Annotated in this window: 11 protein-coding genes; 5 read left to right on the plus strand and 6 right to left on the minus strand. The window is 69.9% G+C overall.

Features of this window, described 5'->3' with window-relative positions; all coding sequences use genetic code 11:
• A partial coding sequence (locus tag ABIA32_RS02200) for an IS110 family transposase (RefSeq protein WP_370091993.1) occupies positions 1-464 on the minus strand: 464 nt, incomplete at its 3' end.
• A gap of 411 nt (positions 465-875) precedes the next feature.
• On the opposite strand from ABIA32_RS02200, the gene manA reads away from it, so the two are divergent.
• Positions 876-2087 carry a mannose-6-phosphate isomerase, class I gene (gene manA / locus ABIA32_RS02205; RefSeq protein ID WP_370091995.1) on the plus strand — a complete coding sequence of 404 codons (1212 nt, stop codon included), beginning with the start codon at positions 876-878 and terminating at the stop codon, positions 2085-2087.
• Between the two features lie 118 nt (positions 2088-2205).
• Here manA and ABIA32_RS02210 read toward each other — a convergent pair whose 3' ends face one another.
• The 3 genes from ABIA32_RS02210 to ABIA32_RS02220 all read right to left on the minus strand — a co-directional run bounded on the left by ABIA32_RS02210 (position 2206) and on the right by ABIA32_RS02220 (position 6156).
• Entirely contained in the window at positions 2206-3819 is a 1614-nt protein-coding gene (locus tag ABIA32_RS02210; protein ID WP_370091996.1) for a cellulose binding domain-containing protein, read from the minus strand.
• A gap of 138 nt (positions 3820-3957) precedes the next feature.
• Entirely contained in the window at positions 3958-4761 is an 804-nt protein-coding gene (locus ABIA32_RS02215) for an aldo/keto reductase (RefSeq protein ID WP_370091998.1), read from the minus strand.
• Between the two features lie 138 nt (positions 4762-4899).
• Complete coding sequence (locus ABIA32_RS02220; RefSeq protein WP_370091999.1) at positions 4900-6156, minus strand: FG-GAP repeat domain-containing protein; 1257 nt, start codon at positions 6154-6156, stop codon at positions 4900-4902.
• 383 nt (positions 6157-6539) lie between these two features.
• On the opposite strand from ABIA32_RS02220, the gene ABIA32_RS02225 reads away from it, so the two are divergent.
• Positions 6540-6758 (plus strand): hypothetical protein, encoded by a 219-nt coding sequence (locus ABIA32_RS02225; protein ID WP_370092000.1) that lies wholly within the window; start codon positions 6540-6542, stop codon positions 6756-6758.
• A gap of 34 nt (positions 6759-6792) precedes the next feature.
• Here ABIA32_RS02225 and ABIA32_RS02230 read toward each other — a convergent pair whose 3' ends face one another.
• Positions 6793-8703, minus strand: coding sequence for an ABC transporter ATP-binding protein (locus ABIA32_RS02230; protein ID WP_370092440.1), 1911 nt, complete (start codon positions 8701-8703; stop codon positions 6793-6795).
• A gap of 210 nt (positions 8704-8913) precedes the next feature.
• Positions 8914-10149 carry an amidohydrolase family protein gene (locus tag ABIA32_RS02235; RefSeq protein ID WP_370092441.1) on the minus strand — a complete coding sequence of 412 codons (1236 nt, stop codon included), beginning with the start codon at positions 10147-10149 and terminating at the stop codon, positions 8914-8916.
• Between the two features lie 415 nt (positions 10150-10564).
• Between ABIA32_RS02235 and ABIA32_RS02240 the strand changes: the two genes are divergently transcribed.
• The 3 genes from ABIA32_RS02240 to ABIA32_RS02250 all read left to right on the plus strand — a co-directional run bounded on the left by ABIA32_RS02240 (position 10565) and on the right by ABIA32_RS02250 (position 15741).
• Positions 10565-13294 (plus strand): PKD domain-containing protein, encoded by a 2730-nt coding sequence (locus ABIA32_RS02240; protein ID WP_370092001.1) that lies wholly within the window; start codon positions 10565-10567, stop codon positions 13292-13294.
• 78 nt (positions 13295-13372) lie between these two features.
• Entirely contained in the window at positions 13373-14371 is a 999-nt protein-coding gene (locus ABIA32_RS02245) for an ABC transporter ATP-binding protein (RefSeq protein ID WP_370092002.1), read from the plus strand.
• Positions 14368-15741 carry an ABC transporter permease gene (locus ABIA32_RS02250; protein ID WP_370092004.1) on the plus strand — a complete coding sequence of 458 codons (1374 nt, stop codon included), beginning with the start codon at positions 14368-14370 and terminating at the stop codon, positions 15739-15741. The genes ABIA32_RS02245 and ABIA32_RS02250 overlap by 4 nt, the downstream gene beginning before the upstream one ends.
• Positions 15742-15870 lie beyond the last annotated feature (129 nt).

A 15870-nucleotide genomic window follows, 5' to 3' on the forward strand; every position in this document is an offset into this window, starting at 1 on the left:
GAGCGGACCTGGTTGGCGACTTGCTGGCGGGCCCAGACCGCGTCCTGCTGGGCGCGGGCCAGCACGGTGATCGCACGGGCCAGCTCGCTGTCGTCGGGCAGCGGCCGGTGGGCGTGCATGTCAGTGCGCAGGATGTTGGCCAGGACCAGGGCGTCACCGGGGTCGGACTTCTTGCGGCTGACACCGTGGCGGTCACGGTAGCGGGCAGCGGCGAGCGGGTTGATTGCGAAGATCGTCCGCTCGCTGGTGCGCAGGACGGCCACGAGCAGGCCGCTTGCGGTCTCGATAGCCACTGGTATCGGCGTCTCGGGGCTGTCGCCGTGCTCGGCGAGCAGGTCCAGCGGCAGCCGGTAGCCGGCGAGGTCGTCGCTGATGCGGCGCTTGGCCAGCAGCTGGCCGTCCTGGTCGACCAAGGCCACGTCGTGATGCGACTCAGCCCAGTCGATCCCGCAGAACACAGACAAACCGTTCCCCTCTCATTGTGCGTTTGCGCAGGTGACAAGCCCGTTCGGGCCACGCGGCGACCTAATCCCAGGACTCGACGGTCCGCCATCTCACTAGCCGTTCGCGGCACCAGCGCACCGCGCGGGCCCCGGTCTCGGTCAGAGCTCGAACGGCTCGCGGAGTTGGAGGGGGTCACCGTGCGGCGGACTCACACCACAACGATCAACGTTCGGCACAGGCCGGTGAGTTTCGCAGCGGCCCGAAGACACCGGGCGCCACCGCTCTTTCAGGAGGTCTCACGGGACCGGGAACCAACAGGAGTCAGCCCGGTGCCCACGAGGCGGCCACGAACCCACCTCATCGACAGTCCGGTCGGCCCCTCAGAGAGGGCCAACCGGAGCCGCTACTCAAGGATTAGGACCTGAAAGCGCATGGACCGCCTGGAGAACGCCGTCCGTCCCTATGCCTGGGGGTCGCATACAGCGATCCCGGCGCTGCTCGGGGTCGAGCCGAGCGGCCGGCCGCAGGCCGAGCTGTGGATGGGCGCGCATCCCGGGGCGCCCTCCGGCATCGACCGCGGCAGCGGCGGGCGCTCCCTGGCCCAGGTGATCGCAGCGGACCCGCAGGGCGAGCTCGGCGCGCACACCGTCGCACGGTTCGGGTCGACACTGCCGTTCCTGTTCAAGGTCCTGGCGGCGGAGGAACCGTTGTCGGTGCAGGTGCATCCGGACGTGGACCGGGCCAGGGCCGGCTTCGCCGCCGAGGAGGCCATCGGAGTCCCGCTGGAAGCACGCCGGCGCAACTACAAGGACCCCAACCACAAGCCGGAGCTCCTCTGCGCGCTGTCCGAGTTCACCGGCGTGTGCGGGTTCCGGGCACCGGAGCAGACGGCGCGGCTGCTGGAACGGCTCGCCGTCCCCGGGTTGTCCGGAGTGATCGAGGCGCTTCGCGCCGAGCGCGCGCCGGATGCCCTGCGCGAGGCGCTCACCCTGGTACTGACCCTGGCCCAGGATGCCGTCGTGGACCTGGTTGCCCATACCCGCGACGCGCTGTTGCGCCTCGCCGCCGAAAGCCCCGCCCCGCCGGACGCTGTCGTGCTGCGCGACTACGCCGCCCTGGCCGACCATTACCCGGCAGACCCGGGCCTGCTCTCCGCCCTGTTGCTCAACCACGTGACACTGGGCGCGGGAGAAGCGGTCTACCTGGGAGCGGGCGTCCCGCATGCGTACTTCCGAGGACTGGGCGTGGAGTTGATGGCCAACTCGGACAACGTGCTGCGCGCCGGACTGACCCCCAAGCACATCGACGTGCCCGAGCTGTTGCGAGTGGTGGAGTTCAGGGCGACCGATCCGGCTGTGATCCGGCCCGTACCGGTGGCGGACCATCCGGGCGAGGAACTGTACGTGGCGCCGATCGACGAGTTCCGGCTCTCCCGCTACCGCCTCGGCAGTTGGCCGTTGCCGACAGACACCCCGCAGATTCTGTTGTGTACGGAGGGGCGTGCAGTGCTGATCGACGCTGCCGGCGAGAGACTGACGCTGTCCCCGGGTGAGTCCTGTTTCATCGCCGCGGGCAGCCCAGCCGTGACGGCCTCCCGTGACGGCAGCGAGACGACGATCTTCCGGGCCACGGTCACGCTCTGAACTCGGACGCCGGCTCGGCCTTGGTCTGCCTTGCCCCGGCCAACCGGGCCTCCGCGCCCCGCTCCTGGCCGGTGCGCGGCTGGCTGGCAGCCGCGCACCGGACGCTGCCTGCCCGGCCTCAGCCGGTGTAGGCCGCGAGCATCTTGGAGAACTCGTACGGCGTCTGGGTGATGTCGGTGCAGCTCGACAGCGCGCCGGTGCAGGCGTTGGCGTCCCGGCCAACCTCCCAGAAGGCCAGTTCGCCGAGGTGGTTCTGCTCGGCGAAGGTGATCAGCTGCTGTGCGTCGGCGAGGCCGAAGACCTCGTCGGACTGGTCGTTCTGACCGATCATCGGGGTGACTCCGACCATGGCCCAGGCCTGGGCGTTGGTCAGGACCGGCCAGACCTGCTTGATCTGGGTCTGGGTGGCCGTCGCCGCGTCGATGGCGTACGTGCCCATTCGGCCGGCCGGGTTCGGCGCGGTCGAGTCCCCGAAGTCCATGGCCATCACGTTGACGGCGTCCACCACCACACCCGCCGACTTCGCGGACTGCAAAGCGTAGAGACCGTCGGCGGTCAGTCCGCTGGGCAGCACCGGAAGCGTCAGGGTGACCTTCAGATCCCGGCCCTTGGCTCGCTGTGCGGCCTGCACCTGGGCGATCGCGGCGGACCTGCGGTCGATCGAGGCGTGGTCGGCCACCGCCGCGCCCTCGATATCGAAGTCGATCCGATCCAGCGCGTAGGTGGTGACCGCCAGCTGGTACTGCGCGGCGAGGCTCGCCACGGTGGTGCAGGACTGGGCCAGTTCGGTGCCGTTCTCGCCGCCGAAGGACGGCCGGACGTCGCCGCCGGCCGCCCGGACCGCCGCGATGTCGGCCGCGTCCCAGCCAGTCGACACGTTGTAGGCGCCGAACCAGCTGGCCGTGCACGGGGTGCTGCCGTTGACGATGAACGCGAGTGAGAGCTGCTTGAGCCCGCTCGCCGCGACGATCGAGGGCAGGCTGGGCGTCGGGTAGGCGCCCATGTCGACGTACGGGGCCCCGACGCCGGGGGCGGTGCCGCTGCCGGCCGCGGCCGTGACCGCATTGGAGGCCGCGGAGACGTTACCGGCCGCGTCGAAGGCGGTGACGGTGAACGTGTGGCTGCTTCCGCCCAGCAGTCCGGTGACGTTCGCCGTGGTCCCCGTCGTGGTCGCGACGACGGATCCGCCCTCGTTCACGTTGTAGCCGGTGACGCCGACATTGTCGGTGGACGCCGTCCAGGACAGGGCGATGCTGCCGGGCCCGGTGCCGGTGACGGTGAGGCCCGCGGGGGTGGACGGCGGGGTGGTGTCGGCTGGTTCGCCCTGACAGGGCAGGCCGTTGATGGTGCAGTTGGTCGGCTGGGTCTGGGTGGCGCCGGTGGAGATGTCCATGCCGACGGCGCTCGCGCTGGCACCGGGGGCGAGCGGGGAGGCCCAGCTCGGCGAGGTGATGGTGTAGGTGTTCCCGGACTGGCTGAGCGTGCCGTTCCAGGCGCTGGTGACCGCTTCGCCTGCGGGGAGGGTGAAGGTCAGCGACCAGGTTTTGACGGTCTGGTTGCTGTTGTTGGTGACGGTGTAGTCACCCTCGAAGCCGCTCGACCAGGTCTGGGTGACGGCGAAGTTCGCCATCAGCCCGGTCAGCCCGGTGCCGGCGTGGGCTGCTGCCGGAACCAGCAGTGACGCTGCGGCCATCGCGGCAGCCGCAGCGAAGTGCAAGGTGACGCGCCTCATGAGCGTGCCCTCCTGGACATGGGCAGCGCGAAATACGCGCTGCAGAGGAACATGTGGGGGTGCTGCCGCGGCGACCCCCACACAGTGGTCCAGACCAATGCCGAGCGTCAAGAGGGCGTCGGCGGCGTTCGCTACGCCTCATCGAGAGTCCTGTGCGGTGAATGCACCTGCCTCGATGTTCTCCTCGAGGTGTTCGACGTTGCTGGTGCCTGCGATCACGACGGTGACCGGGGAGCGGGCGAGCAGCCAGGCGAGCTGAGCCTGCGCGACTGTCTGGCCCGGTCGAGCCGGAGGGGTGTCGGTTGCGCCGTAGCCGAGCGGTCCGAACGGCAGGTACGGAATTCGGTGCTCCGTGCAGAACTCCAGTGTCGGCGTATCGCCCTGGCTGCCGTAGCTGAACACGTTCGACACGCTGGCGACCGGGCCGCGCGCGTGTGCCCGGCGCAGCTGGTCGAGGGTGACGTTGGACAGTCCGACGTGCCCGATCCGGCCCTCTTCGCGCATCGCCAGCATCGTGCCGAATGCGTCGTCGAACGACACGCCGTCGACCACGTCCCCTCCGGACCATCTCAGGTGAGTGAGCGGGATGGATTCCAGTCCGAGTACGCTCCGGTCGCGGTCGATACCGGCCCGCAACTGCTCAGGGCTGTAGTCGGGCTTCGGCGAGTGGCCTTTGTGGGTCACGCGGGCGCCTGCCTTGGTGGCCAGGACGAGGTCCGCCGGGTAGGGCTGCAGCGCTTCGGCGATGTACCGGTTGACGACGTCGTCGCCGTAGTACCAGGCGGTGTCGATCACGCGGACACCGAGCTCGAGGGACCTTCGCAGCACGGCCAGGGCAGCCTCGGGTCGGGCAGCGCGAAGTTGCATGGCCCCGAAGCCCATCCGCGGCACGGTTCGCCCTGCGACGGTGAGCGTCCCGGCCATTGTCGCTGGTGTTGCCATGACGCGCTCCCATTCGTTGTCGTCGATCCGGCGCAAGCCGCTGTTCGGTTTCGGGTTCTTGTCGTTCGCGGCGGCCCGAAGCCGGCGGACGCCAGGCGTCCAGGGTGATCGGGTCCGCCGCCGCGGGGCTGGGACGGGTCAGATCCGTTCAGAGCCGTGCGCGCGGCGTCCGGCGTGTCCGACATGTGTCGCCTGCGAACCGTCGGCGTGCCCAGGTGGGTCGCAGTCCTCGTTCCGGCGCGTGTTGAGCAGGACCGAGACGGTGCCGTCGAGGGCGTTGGCGACGGCGAGGTCGGCTCGGCCGTTGCCCTTGAAGTCGCCGACCGCCACGGTGTCGCCGGTCGAGTAGTGGCCGGCTCCGGTCGGGTAGGACTGCGCGGGCTGGAAGGTGCCGTCGCCGTTGCCACGCAGTACCGCCACCGCGTTGGCGCCGTTCGCCACGGCCAGGTCCAGGCTGCCGTCGCCGGTGAAGTCGGCCACCGCGACCGAGTGCGAGCCGCTCCCGGCCGGGTAGTCACGAGGCGGCTGGAAGCTGCCGTCGCCGTTGCCGCGCAGGACGTGCACCTGGCCGTCGCCCTCGTCGGCGAGCACCAGGTCGAGGTGGCCGTTGCCGGTCAGGTCCGCCGCTGCCACCGAGATCGGGACGACGCCGGCGGGGTAGAGCCGCTGGGGCTGGAAGGTGCCGTCACCGTTGCCCAGGAAGACCGAGACCTTGCCGATACCGTCGTCGGCGACCGCGAGGTCCTGGACGCCGTTGCCGGTGAAGTCGCCCACCGCGATCGAGGCGGGATTGGAGTTGGTACCGGTGGGATAGGTCTGCGGGGCCTGGAAGGTACCGTCGCCGTTGCCTCGCAGGATCGAGACGGTGTCGTCGCCGACATTGGCGACGGCCAGGTCCAGCTTCCCTGAGCCGGTGAAGTCGCCGAGTGCCACGGCGTCCGGGTTGGCTCCGGTGAAGAAGGTTCGCTGGGGCTGGAAGGTCCCGTCGCCGTTGCCGAGCAGCACGGAGACGGTGTTGTCGTCATGGCCGCCGGTGCCCTGGTTGGTGATCACCAGGTCGAGTCTTCCGTTGCCGGTGAGGTCCCCGGCCGCGATCGCGCTCGGGCCCAGGCCGGTGGCGTAGGTCCGCTGCGGCTGGAAGGTGCCGTCCGGGTTGGCCAGCAGCACCGACACCGTGCCGTCGGCGCCGTTGGTGACCGCCAGGTCGGCGCGGCCGTGGCAGGCGAGGTCGGCGGCCACCACAGCGGTCGGGTTCTTGCCCACGGGGTAGTCGGTCTTCGGCGCGAACAGCGGGTGCCCGGTCCGGGGCTGCGCGCCGATCTCTGCTCCGATCCGCTTGCCCAACGCCGCAGCGGATCCCGGCAGGGCGACCGTGATCGGCATGATCAGCAGCACGGCAGCGAGCAGCCCCGCGCAGCGTCTCCTGTTGCCTCGAAGCGTGGCACAGTATCGTCCGATCCCGATCGACGTGATTGTTCCGAGTCCGTCCATCCGACCTCTCCTCCGCGCAGCAGATCGCCCACCTCGCGGCTGATGGTCAGGCAGAGCGATGCGCGGTTCGCACAGTGACACCCCTTTTCGTTACATCGAGTGACGACCAAGCGAACTCATGACGCCGTCCGGCGGACCACCCCGCAGCCGCCCGGCCCTCCGCGCGAAGCGGAGGGCGAATCGGCACATGCCAATCCCGTTGTACTCGGTGTCAGCAGTGTTCGAGCGCGGGCATGCTGAGGTCACCACACGAACCCCTGTCGCTCGAAGGGCTGGAGAGTTCTGGCATGCCTGTTGCCAAACCGTCCGACATCGACGTCAACCGCTTGTCCGACAAGCTGGTGGCGCAGCTCAAATCGTCGCTCGGCCGGCATGGCATCACCCTGCCGTCGCTGCGCGCGGACCATCCGGTGGCCAACCAGCCCCTGATCGACCTCGGCCGCTGCAATCAGCAGACCGCCGAGGCCATGATCGCAGTGCTGGATTCCATCACGCCGCGGGGCTGAGCCGCCCGTCCGGCGCGTCCCAACGGCGCCGAAGCTACCTGAGCTGAGCCGCCGTCTCCCCCGCCGCCGCGATCTCCGCATGGTCTGCCGGGTGCTTCGTGAACTGGGTGCGGTACAGCTCGGCGTAGCGGCCCTCCGCCGCCAGCAACTCCTCGTGCGTGCCTCGCTCCACGATCCGTCCGGCCTCGACGACGAGGATCACGTCGGCGGCCCGCACGGTCGACAGCCGGTGGGCGATGACGAGGGCGGTCCGGCCCTCCAGGGCCTCCGTGAGGGCCTCCTGCACGGCCGCCTCCGAGGTGTTGTCCAGATGGGCCGTGGCCTCGTCGAGGATGACGACGCGCTGGCGGGCCAGCAGCAGCCGGGCGATCGTCATGCGCTGCCGCTCGCCGCCGGAGAGCCGGTAGCCGCGCTCGCCGACCACGGTGTCCAGGCCGTCGGGCAGCGAGCGCACGAGGTCTTCGAGGCGGGCCCGCCGCAGCACGTCCCACAGTTCGTCCTCCGTGGCCGCGGGCCGGGCGAGCAGCAGGTTCTCCCGTACGGAGTCGTGGAAGAGGTGCCCGTCCTGCGTGACCATGCCGAGGGTCGCCCGCATCGACTCGGCGCTCAGGTCGCGCACATCGACGCCCCCGATGCGTACGGCGCCCTGGTCGGTGTCGTACAGCCGCGGCAGGAGCTGAGCGATGGTCGACTTGCCCGCGCCGGACGAGCCGACGAGGGCCACGGTCTGGCCGGGTTCGGCGCGGAAGGAGATGCCGTGCAGGACCTCGTCGCCGTCGCGCGTGTCCAGGGCGGCGACCTCCTCCAGTGAGGCGAGGGAGACCTTGTCCGCGGAGGGGTAGCCGAAGCGGACGTCGTCGAACTCCACCGAGGCCGGGCCCTGCGGGACGTCGCGGGCGTCGGGCTTCTCCTCGATGAGCGGCTTGAGGTCGAGCACCTCAAAAACGCGCTCGAAGCTGACGAGGGCGCTCATGACCTCGACGCGCGCCCCCGCGAGCGAGGTGAGCGGCGCGTACAGGCGAGTCAGCAGCAGAGCGAGCGACACAACGGCGCCCGGCGCCAGGCTGCCGCGCAGCGCGAACCAGCCGCCGAGCCCGTACACGAGGGCGAGCGCGAGCGCGGAGACGAGCGTGAGCGCCGTGATGAACACCGACTGCGCCATCGCCGTACGGACGCCGATGTCCCGCACCCGCCGGGCCCGCGCCGCGAACTCGACGGACTCCTCCTCGGGCCGCCCGAAGAGCTTGACCAGGGTGGCGCCCGGCGCCGAGAACCGTTCGGTCATCCGGGTGCCCATCGAGGCGTTGAGGTTGGCAGCCTCGCGCTGGAGCTTCGCCATCCTGCTGCCCGTCCGCCGCGCGGGGATCACGAACACCGGCAGCAACGCCAGCGCGAGCAGCGTGATCTGCCAGGACAGGGTGAGCATCACAGCGAGGGTGAGCAGCAGCGTCACGATGTTGCTCACCACGCCCGAGAGGGTGTTGCTGAAGGCCCGCTGCGCGCCGATCACGTCATTGTTGAGTCGGCTGACCAGCGCGCCCGTTCGCGTACGTGTGAAAAACGCGACCGGCATGCGCTGCACATGATCGAACACAGCCGTCCGCAGATCCAGGATGAGTCCCTCGCCGAGGGTCGACGACAGCCAGCGGCCGAGTATCCCGAGCGCCGCCTCAGCGAGCGCGATCAGAGCGATGAGCAGGGCAAGGCGTACGACGGTGCTCTTGTCGCCGCCGGACACGATCGCGTCGACGACGCGCCCCGCGAGCACCGGCGTGGCGACGGCGAGCAGCGCGGTCGCCACGCTGAGCACCACGAACTGCCAGATGCGGCGGCGATGCGGACGGGCGAAGGCGGCGATACGGCGCAGCGTCGCCCGAGCGAAAGGGCGGCGTTCCTGCTGGGCGTTCATGACGCTGTGCAGCTGCATCCAGGCTGTGGTCTCCATGCTCATGAGAGAACGGTAGGACCTCAACCAATCTTGAGGTCAACGGAGGCCTCAATCAGCGGCTCGGCGGAGATACGGCCGGAAGGGCGTCACGGAGAGCTCGAGAGCGCAGCAAGTGACAGCGTGCACCCGCTGACCGTGAAGGCCGTAAGCGTCCTTCAAGCCGACAGACCGGTCAGAGCAGTGCGGTCCCGGATGCACCTGCTGGCCTCAGCACGCTCGTCGGCCCCTGCGGTACACCGCAACCACGCGGTGGATGGCTTCGGCATCGGCGACGGGATTGCCGGCGACGGCGAGGATGTCGGCTCGGTGGCCCGGCTGGAGGCGGCCGACCTCGCTTCCGATCCCGCATGCCTCGGCGGCGGTGCTGGTGGCGGCCGCGAGTAGCTCGGTCGTGCTGATGCCCGCGGCCGACAGGTCGGTGATGGCGTGGGGCAGGACGGTGTGGGGCTTGCCGGGGCCGATCCCGCCGTCGGGACCCAGGGTCAGCCGCACGCCCCGCTCCTGCATGTTCTTGATGTGCGCCAGCATCTTCGGCATGAACCGCCTGAGCATCGCGCCCGGGGAGCCCGGTGGTGGCGTGTACGTGGGCAGGACTCCCGCGGTGACCGAGACGATGGCGCCTGCCTCCGCGATGGCGTCGATGACCGCCGGGTCGGGGGCGAATCCCTCCGCTGTCATGAAGCTGACGTGTTCGAGGGTGTCGAAGCCCGCCGTGAGCGCGTCGAGAATGCCCTGACGGCCGTGGACATGGGCGGCGATCCGCAGGCCCAAGCCGTGTGCCTGGTCAACCACGGCTCGCAGTTCCGCCAGGGTGTACTGGGACTCGTGCGGCAGCGTGGTCGGCGTCATCCGGCCGCCGGTCACCATCACCTTGATCAGGTCCGTACCACGGGAGGCCCGCTCGCGGACCGCCCGGACCAGTCCATCGGCTCCGTCCGCCTGCCCGCCCAGGAACCAGCAGTGGCCGCCGGTCGGCGTCAACGGCGGGCCGGCAGTCAGGAGCCGCGGTCCCGCCAACGCATCCGCCGCGGTGTCATCGCGGACGGCCAAGGAGAGGTAGCCGCGGTCGCCGAGGTCACGGGCCGTGGTGATCCCGGCCGACAGCATGGCACCCGCGGCCGTGCGCATGTGCGCCAACAGGTCCTCGTCGTTCGCGGACTGGACGTGCGCGGCCGCCTGCTCGCTCGCGTCGAAGACCAGGTGCGTGTGCGTGTCGATCAGACCGGGCAGCAGGGTGACCTGGCCCAGATCGTGCAGCACGGCCCCGTCCGGCAGCGGCGCACCGATGGTGTCGATACCGACGATCAGGTCCGCCCTGATCAGCACGGTGGCGTTCTCGCCGGGGAGCAGGCGAGCACCGTCGAACAGACGGCGCCCACGGACCGCAAGAACCGGTCGGTCCTCGCCGCCGGGCGCGGCGCTCGTGCTGTCGCTCGCATTCATCACGGCCACCAGGGTTGTCGGCGCATAGGCACTCTCACAGCTTGGCCCGGAGGTGAGCGTCGGACATCTCGCGACCGACCGCCCTGCGTACCGGTGTTCCGTGCCGCCTGTGGAATCAGGCTGTCACGATGAACTGGCCCCTGCCAGGCGACTCGCGCCTCGAACCCCCGCCGCGCACCCGATCGCGATGCACCAGGGACACAGCAGCCGCCGGAGGCGGAAGATCGCTGCGACGAGGCGCGGGCGCCGGCCGTCAAGACCCCCAATGAGCGGAGCGCAGGGCAACGCGCGACGAACATTCGATGGCCGGATAAGTGGATCAACCATGCCCACTTGTCGTGACCTTGACCTGTCGTCACAATCCCGTAGTGGTTGTGTACACGCGCGTAGACAACGACTCGACACGGGAGTGCCGATGAAGAGATCGAGACTGTGGATAGCCGGACTCGCCAGCGTCGCCGTACTGGTCGGCGGGGCGGAGGGGGTGGCTCAGGGCATCGGGATCGCCGACGCCGCCCACCCTGCGACGGGTGTCGGTTCGTGCACGCTGAGAGGCTACAACCCGGCGACGAGCCCGGCGAACGCCAAGAACCTGCCGGTCGGCCACCGTCCGCAGAGCTACAAGCCGGACGACTTCGACTGCACCGGTGCGAAGTTCGCCGCGCCGGGCGTGGAGTTCGCGAAGTTCCGGCAGCCCAAGAACTTCAAGATCGCCAACAAGAGCGTCGTGCGGACGGTCGCCGGCCATCAGGCCGTCGTGGGAGTGCCCACCGCGGCGGTGAACCCGACGGCGCCGTACTTCCCGCCGTTCCAGCACTTCGTGATCATCTATCGCGAGAACCACACCTTCGACGACTACCTGGGCGACTGCGCCACCACGATCGCCGCCGGCTGCAACGGCGTGACGCAGAGCACCAACCACATCAGCTCCGTGCCCAACCTGCACCAGCTCGCGAAGACCTACTCGCTGTCCGACTCGTACAGCACCGGCGTTCAGCCGCCCTCCGGCCCCAACCACTGGTTCCTCTTCTCGGGCCAGTCCTCGTCGAGCAGCCAGCAGCAGTCGTACCCGTCGAACGGCACGCAGTTCGACCGCTTCCTGCAGAGCTCCAAGGGCCCCACGGACGAGGGCACCAACGCCTGTACGGCTCCGTCCGGCGCCAGCAGCGGCACCAGTCCGTACTCGTTCATCATGAACGGCGACATCTACTGGATGCTCAACAGCGGCAGCGGATACTGGAAGAACCCGGCTGACGGCAAGGTCGAGGTCCTGCCGCCGAACCGTCCGGGCACGACCATCCCCGAAGAGCTGCACACCAACGAGTACACCTGCCTGAACCAGAGCCTCCCCGACAGCACGATCTCCAGCGACTACCTCAACTTCATCAGCCAGAACGGGATGCCGTCGTACAACTACGTCGAGCTGTTCAACGACCACCCCGGCACCTACCAGGACATCGCCGGCAACGACACGGCGACGAACAACATCGTCAGCTCGATCATGACGAACCCGACGTACAAGGACAACACCCTGATCGTCGTCACCGAGGACGACACCCAGAACGGCAGCAACGGTCCGGACCACGTCAGCAACACCTACCGCGTGCCGCTGCTCGTCATCGGTAACCCGGCCTACGTCAAGCAGCACTACGTCTCGCACGTGGCGTACAACACGGCCAACGTGCTGGCGGCGATGGAACGCACGATGCAGAACGTGCACTCCGGCGTCATCGACCCGAACAACAACCTGGGCGCGTCCACGTTCCCGATGACGACCGCGGACCAGGCGGCCCTCGGCGACCCGCTCGAGGACTTCTGGGTCCAGGGGGCGACCCCCCTGTCCGCGAGCGCCACCGGGTCCCCGACCACCGGTAACGCGCCGCTGACGGAGAACTTCACCGGATCGGCCACCGGCGGCACGGCCCCGTACACGTACAGCTGGAACTTCGGCGACGGGTCCACCAGCACGACCCAGAACCCGAGCCACACCTACACCGCCGCGGGCACCTACACCGCGACGCTGACCGTCACCGACAGCGCCTCGCCTGCCAACACCGCGACGTCCCAGGTGACGACCACGGTCAACGCGGTCGGCAACCCGCTGGCGGCCACCGCCTCGGCCACGCCGACCTCCGGCCAGGTGCCGCTCAACGTCTCCTTCACCGGCACCGGCACCGGCGGCACTCCGGCGTACAGCTACAGCTGGAACTTCGGCGACGGGACCACCAGCACGTCCCAGAACCCGACGCACAGCTACGGCACCGCGGGCACCTACACCGCGACGCTGACCGTCACCGACAGCGCCTCGCCCGCCAACACCGCGTCCTCCACGGTGAGCATCACGGCCGCCCCGATCGCCGCGACGGCACCTGGCGCGCCCACGGGCCTCACCGGGACGGCCGGAACCGGGCAGGTCGCGCTGAACTGGACGCCGCCGGCCAACAGCGGCGGCGAGACCATCACCTCGTACAAGGTCTACCGCGGCACCGCCAGCGGCAACGAGACGCTGCTGACCAGCGGCGGCTGCAGCGGTCTGGGCGCGGTGACCTCCTGCACCGACAGCGGTCTGACCGCCGGTCAGACCTACTACTACAAGGTCAGCGCCGTGAACGCCATCGGCGAGGGCGCGCAGAGCACCGAGGCAAGCGCGACCGTGCCGAACCCCAGCTGCACACCGCAGCAGCTGCTCGGCAACCCCGGCTTCGAGACCGGCACGGCCTCGCCGTGGTCCGCGACCTCGGGCGTCATCAGCAACTCCTCCACCGAGCCGCCGCACTCCGGCAGCTGGGACGCGTGGCTGGACGGCTACGGGACCACCCACACCGACACCCTGTCGCAGACGGTGACCCTGCCGACCGGCTGCACCACGGCGCAGCTCAGCTTCTGGCTGCACGTGGACACGGCGGAGACATCCACCACCACGGCGTACGACACCCTCAAGGTGCAGGTCCTCAACAGCGCCGGCACGGTGCTGACGACCCTGCACACCTACTCCAACCTCGACCACAACACCGGTTACGCGCAGCACAGCTTCAGCCTGGCCGGCTACGCGGGCCAGACCGTCACGCTGAAGTTCATCGGCGCGGAGGACTACACCAAGCAGACCTCCTTCGTGCTCGACGACACGGCGATCAACGTGAGCTGAACAACGAACATCCCGTATCAAGCCCCCGTCCCCTCAAGGGACGGGGGCCCACGTGATTGCTAGCTGAGGAAGGAACGGATGGAAACGACCACCGCAGTGAGGGGCCACGGCATCACCAAGGTCTTCGGTGACGTCGTCGCGCTCGACCAGGTCGATGTGAATGTGGCGCAGGGTCAGATCCACGGTCTGGTCGGCCCGAACGGTGCCGGCAAGACCACGCTGCTGGGTCTCCTGCTCGGACTGGCGGTCGCCGACGAGGGAAGTCTGGAGATCCTCGGCGCTCCGGTCGGACGCGGGCTCGACGCGCCTGACGGTGTCTCCGGTTTCGTCGACGGCCCAGGCCTCTATCCCACGCTGACTGCGAGGCAGAACCTGGCGACGATCGTCGCGCTGCGTCCGGACGACGCGGTCACGGGGGACGTCGACGAGGCGCTGGAACAGGTCGGCCTCGCCCACGCCGCCGACACCAAGGTCCGCGGCTTCTCCCTGGGCATGCGGCAGCGGCTCGGACTGGCCGCCGCGATGCTGACCAAGCCGCGACTGCTGGTGCTCGACGAACCGTCCAACGGCCTGGACCCGGCCGGTAAGAGGCAGGTGCACACGGTCCTGCGCCGGCTCGCCGCCGAGGGCACCACGGTCGTCCTGTCCAGCCACCGGATGGACGACCTGGAGGCGCTCTGCTCCGAGGTCACCATCCTGTCCTCCGGGCGCGTGGTCTTCTCCGGCCCGCTGAAGAAGCTCACCGACGACACCCGCGAACTCGACTACCTGCTGCGCGCCTCGGACCCGTCCGCCGCCCGCGCTCTGGCGGCCGAGACGCCCGGGATCGACCTCGTGGAAGGCGCCGACGCCCCGGCGCGCCCGGACGGCGACGTTCTCGTCGTCCGCGCCCGGGTGGCGGCTCTGGACGAACTGGTGGCGCGGATCGTGCGCGCGGACCTCGCCGTGCGCGAACTCGCCCCCGTCGTCTCGCCGCTGGAAGCGGCCTTCCTGTCTTTGACCGAGCAGGCAGTCCCCACAGAGCAACCCGCCCCGACCGAGCAGCCCGCCGCCACCGAGCCGGAGGCCCGCCGATGACCGCGACCCTCGCCGACGCCCCGGCCACCAGGGCCGAGCCCGGTTCGAAGGGTGCGCGACGCCCCGTCCCGGTCGCCCGCGTCCTCCGCTTCGAGCTGGTCAAGCAGCTCTCCGCGTGGCGGGTACGCCTGCTGCTCCTGCTCTGCTGGCTCGGCCCGGGCCTGCTCGTCTTCGCGATCGACCAGCAGAGCACCCTGCCGTCCGACACCCTCTTCGGCCGCTCGATGCACGCCACCGGCTGGGCCGGGTCCCTGGTGGTGCTCGGCCTCGCCGGCACCTGGGCGCTGCCACTGGTCACCTCCGTGGTCGCCGGCGACGTGTTCGCGTCCGAGGACCGGCTGGGCACCTGGCGCCATGTGCTGATCACCGTCCGCTCGCACCGACGGATCTTCGCCGCCAAGGCGATCGCCAGCGTCAGCGTGATCGGTCTGCTGGTGGCCGGCCTGGCCGTCTCCGGCATCCTCGGCGGTCTACTCGCGGAGGGGAACCAGCCGCTGATCGGACTGGACGGCCATCTGCTCACCGGCGGGGACGCGGCCGGCCAGGTGCTCCTCGCCTGGATCTGCGTGCTGGCACCGACGCTCGCCCTGGCCGCCATCGGCCTGCTCGGCTCCGTCGCCCTGGGCCGCTCCCCGATGGGCCTGCTCCTGCCCATGATCGCCGCCCTCGGCATGCAGGTGGCCCAGATGCTGCCGCTACCGGTCGCGGTGCGCCTGGCGCTGCCCGGCTACGCCTTCATCTCCTGGAACGGCCTGTTCACCGCTCCCCAGCAGCCAGGGCCCCTGCTCATCGGCATCGGCGTCAGCCTGGTCTGGGCCGTCGTCGCGACGGCGCTGGCGTATGCGCTGTTCGTCCGCCGGGACTTCACGAACCTGAGCAACGACGGCGCCGGACGCCGCGCGCTGACGGTGGGTCTCCTCCCCCTGGTCGGCGTGCTGGTCGCGACGGTCGGCGTCGTCGCCATCGGCACAGGGGGCGGTGGCTCCGGCATCACCCAGGACAAGGTCCAGCGGTCGATGGCCACGGCGTTCGCCAACCTCTTCCCGTACCAGCAGGCGCAGATGCGCCAACCGGCGGTCGACCCGACGCAGTTCAAGACCTCCGCGGTGTGCAGCAAGAGCGACGGGCTCGGCGCGCAGGAGGGGCCGGGGAACGACTGGCGCTGCACGGTCTTCTGGGGTGCCCCCGGCGCCGGCGTCATGGCCCAGGCCGTCTACCAGGTCGACGTCAACCCGAACGGCCGGTACATCGCCGACGGCGACGGCCCGATCCAGGTGAACGGCTACTTCCTGATCATCAACGACGGAAAGCCGACGCCGAACCCGCTGTGGCAGTTCGACGGCAACGTCGACCTGCTTCCGAGTCACTGAAATCGGACTGCGGGCCGGCTGGGTGATCACACCCGGCCGGCACCCGCACATGGGCATGCCCGAGGCGGCGCCGGAGACTGAGCCGGGCGCATGCCGCTCAGCTGATGTGGGCGCTGCCACCGGGGGCGG

Source organism: Streptacidiphilus sp. MAP12-20 (assembly GCF_041262525.1).
GTDB lineage: Bacteria > Actinomycetota > Actinomycetes > Streptomycetales > Streptomycetaceae > Streptacidiphilus.

Excerpts from the sequence above, each read along its gene's own strand:
- ABIA32_RS02240 (WP_370092001.1), top strand. The coding sequence starts at position 10,565 with ATGAAGAGATCGAGACTGTGGATAGCCGGACTCGCCAGCGTCGCCGTA.
- ABIA32_RS02210 (WP_370091996.1), bottom strand. The coding sequence starts at position 3,819 with ATGAGGCGCGTCACCTTGCACTTCGCTGCGGCTGCCGCGATGGCCGCA.
- ABIA32_RS02215 (WP_370091998.1), bottom strand. The coding sequence starts at position 4,761 with ATGGCAACACCAGCGACAATGGCCGGGACGCTCACCGTCGCAGGGCGA.
- ABIA32_RS02245 (WP_370092002.1), top strand. The coding sequence starts at position 13,373 with ATGGAAACGACCACCGCAGTGAGGGGCCACGGCATCACCAAGGTCTTC.
- ABIA32_RS02235 (WP_370092441.1), bottom strand. The coding sequence starts at position 10,149 with ATGAATGCGAGCGACAGCACGAGCGCCGCGCCCGGCGGCGAGGACCGA.
- ABIA32_RS02225 (WP_370092000.1), top strand. The coding sequence starts at position 6,540 with ATGCCTGTTGCCAAACCGTCCGACATCGACGTCAACCGCTTGTCCGAC.
- ABIA32_RS02250 (WP_370092004.1), top strand. The coding sequence starts at position 14,368 with ATGACCGCGACCCTCGCCGACGCCCCGGCCACCAGGGCCGAGCCCGGT.
- ABIA32_RS02230 (WP_370092440.1), bottom strand. The coding sequence starts at position 8,703 with ATGGAGACCACAGCCTGGATGCAGCTGCACAGCGTCATGAACGCCCAG.
- manA (WP_370091995.1), top strand. The coding sequence starts at position 876 with ATGGACCGCCTGGAGAACGCCGTCCGTCCCTATGCCTGGGGGTCGCAT.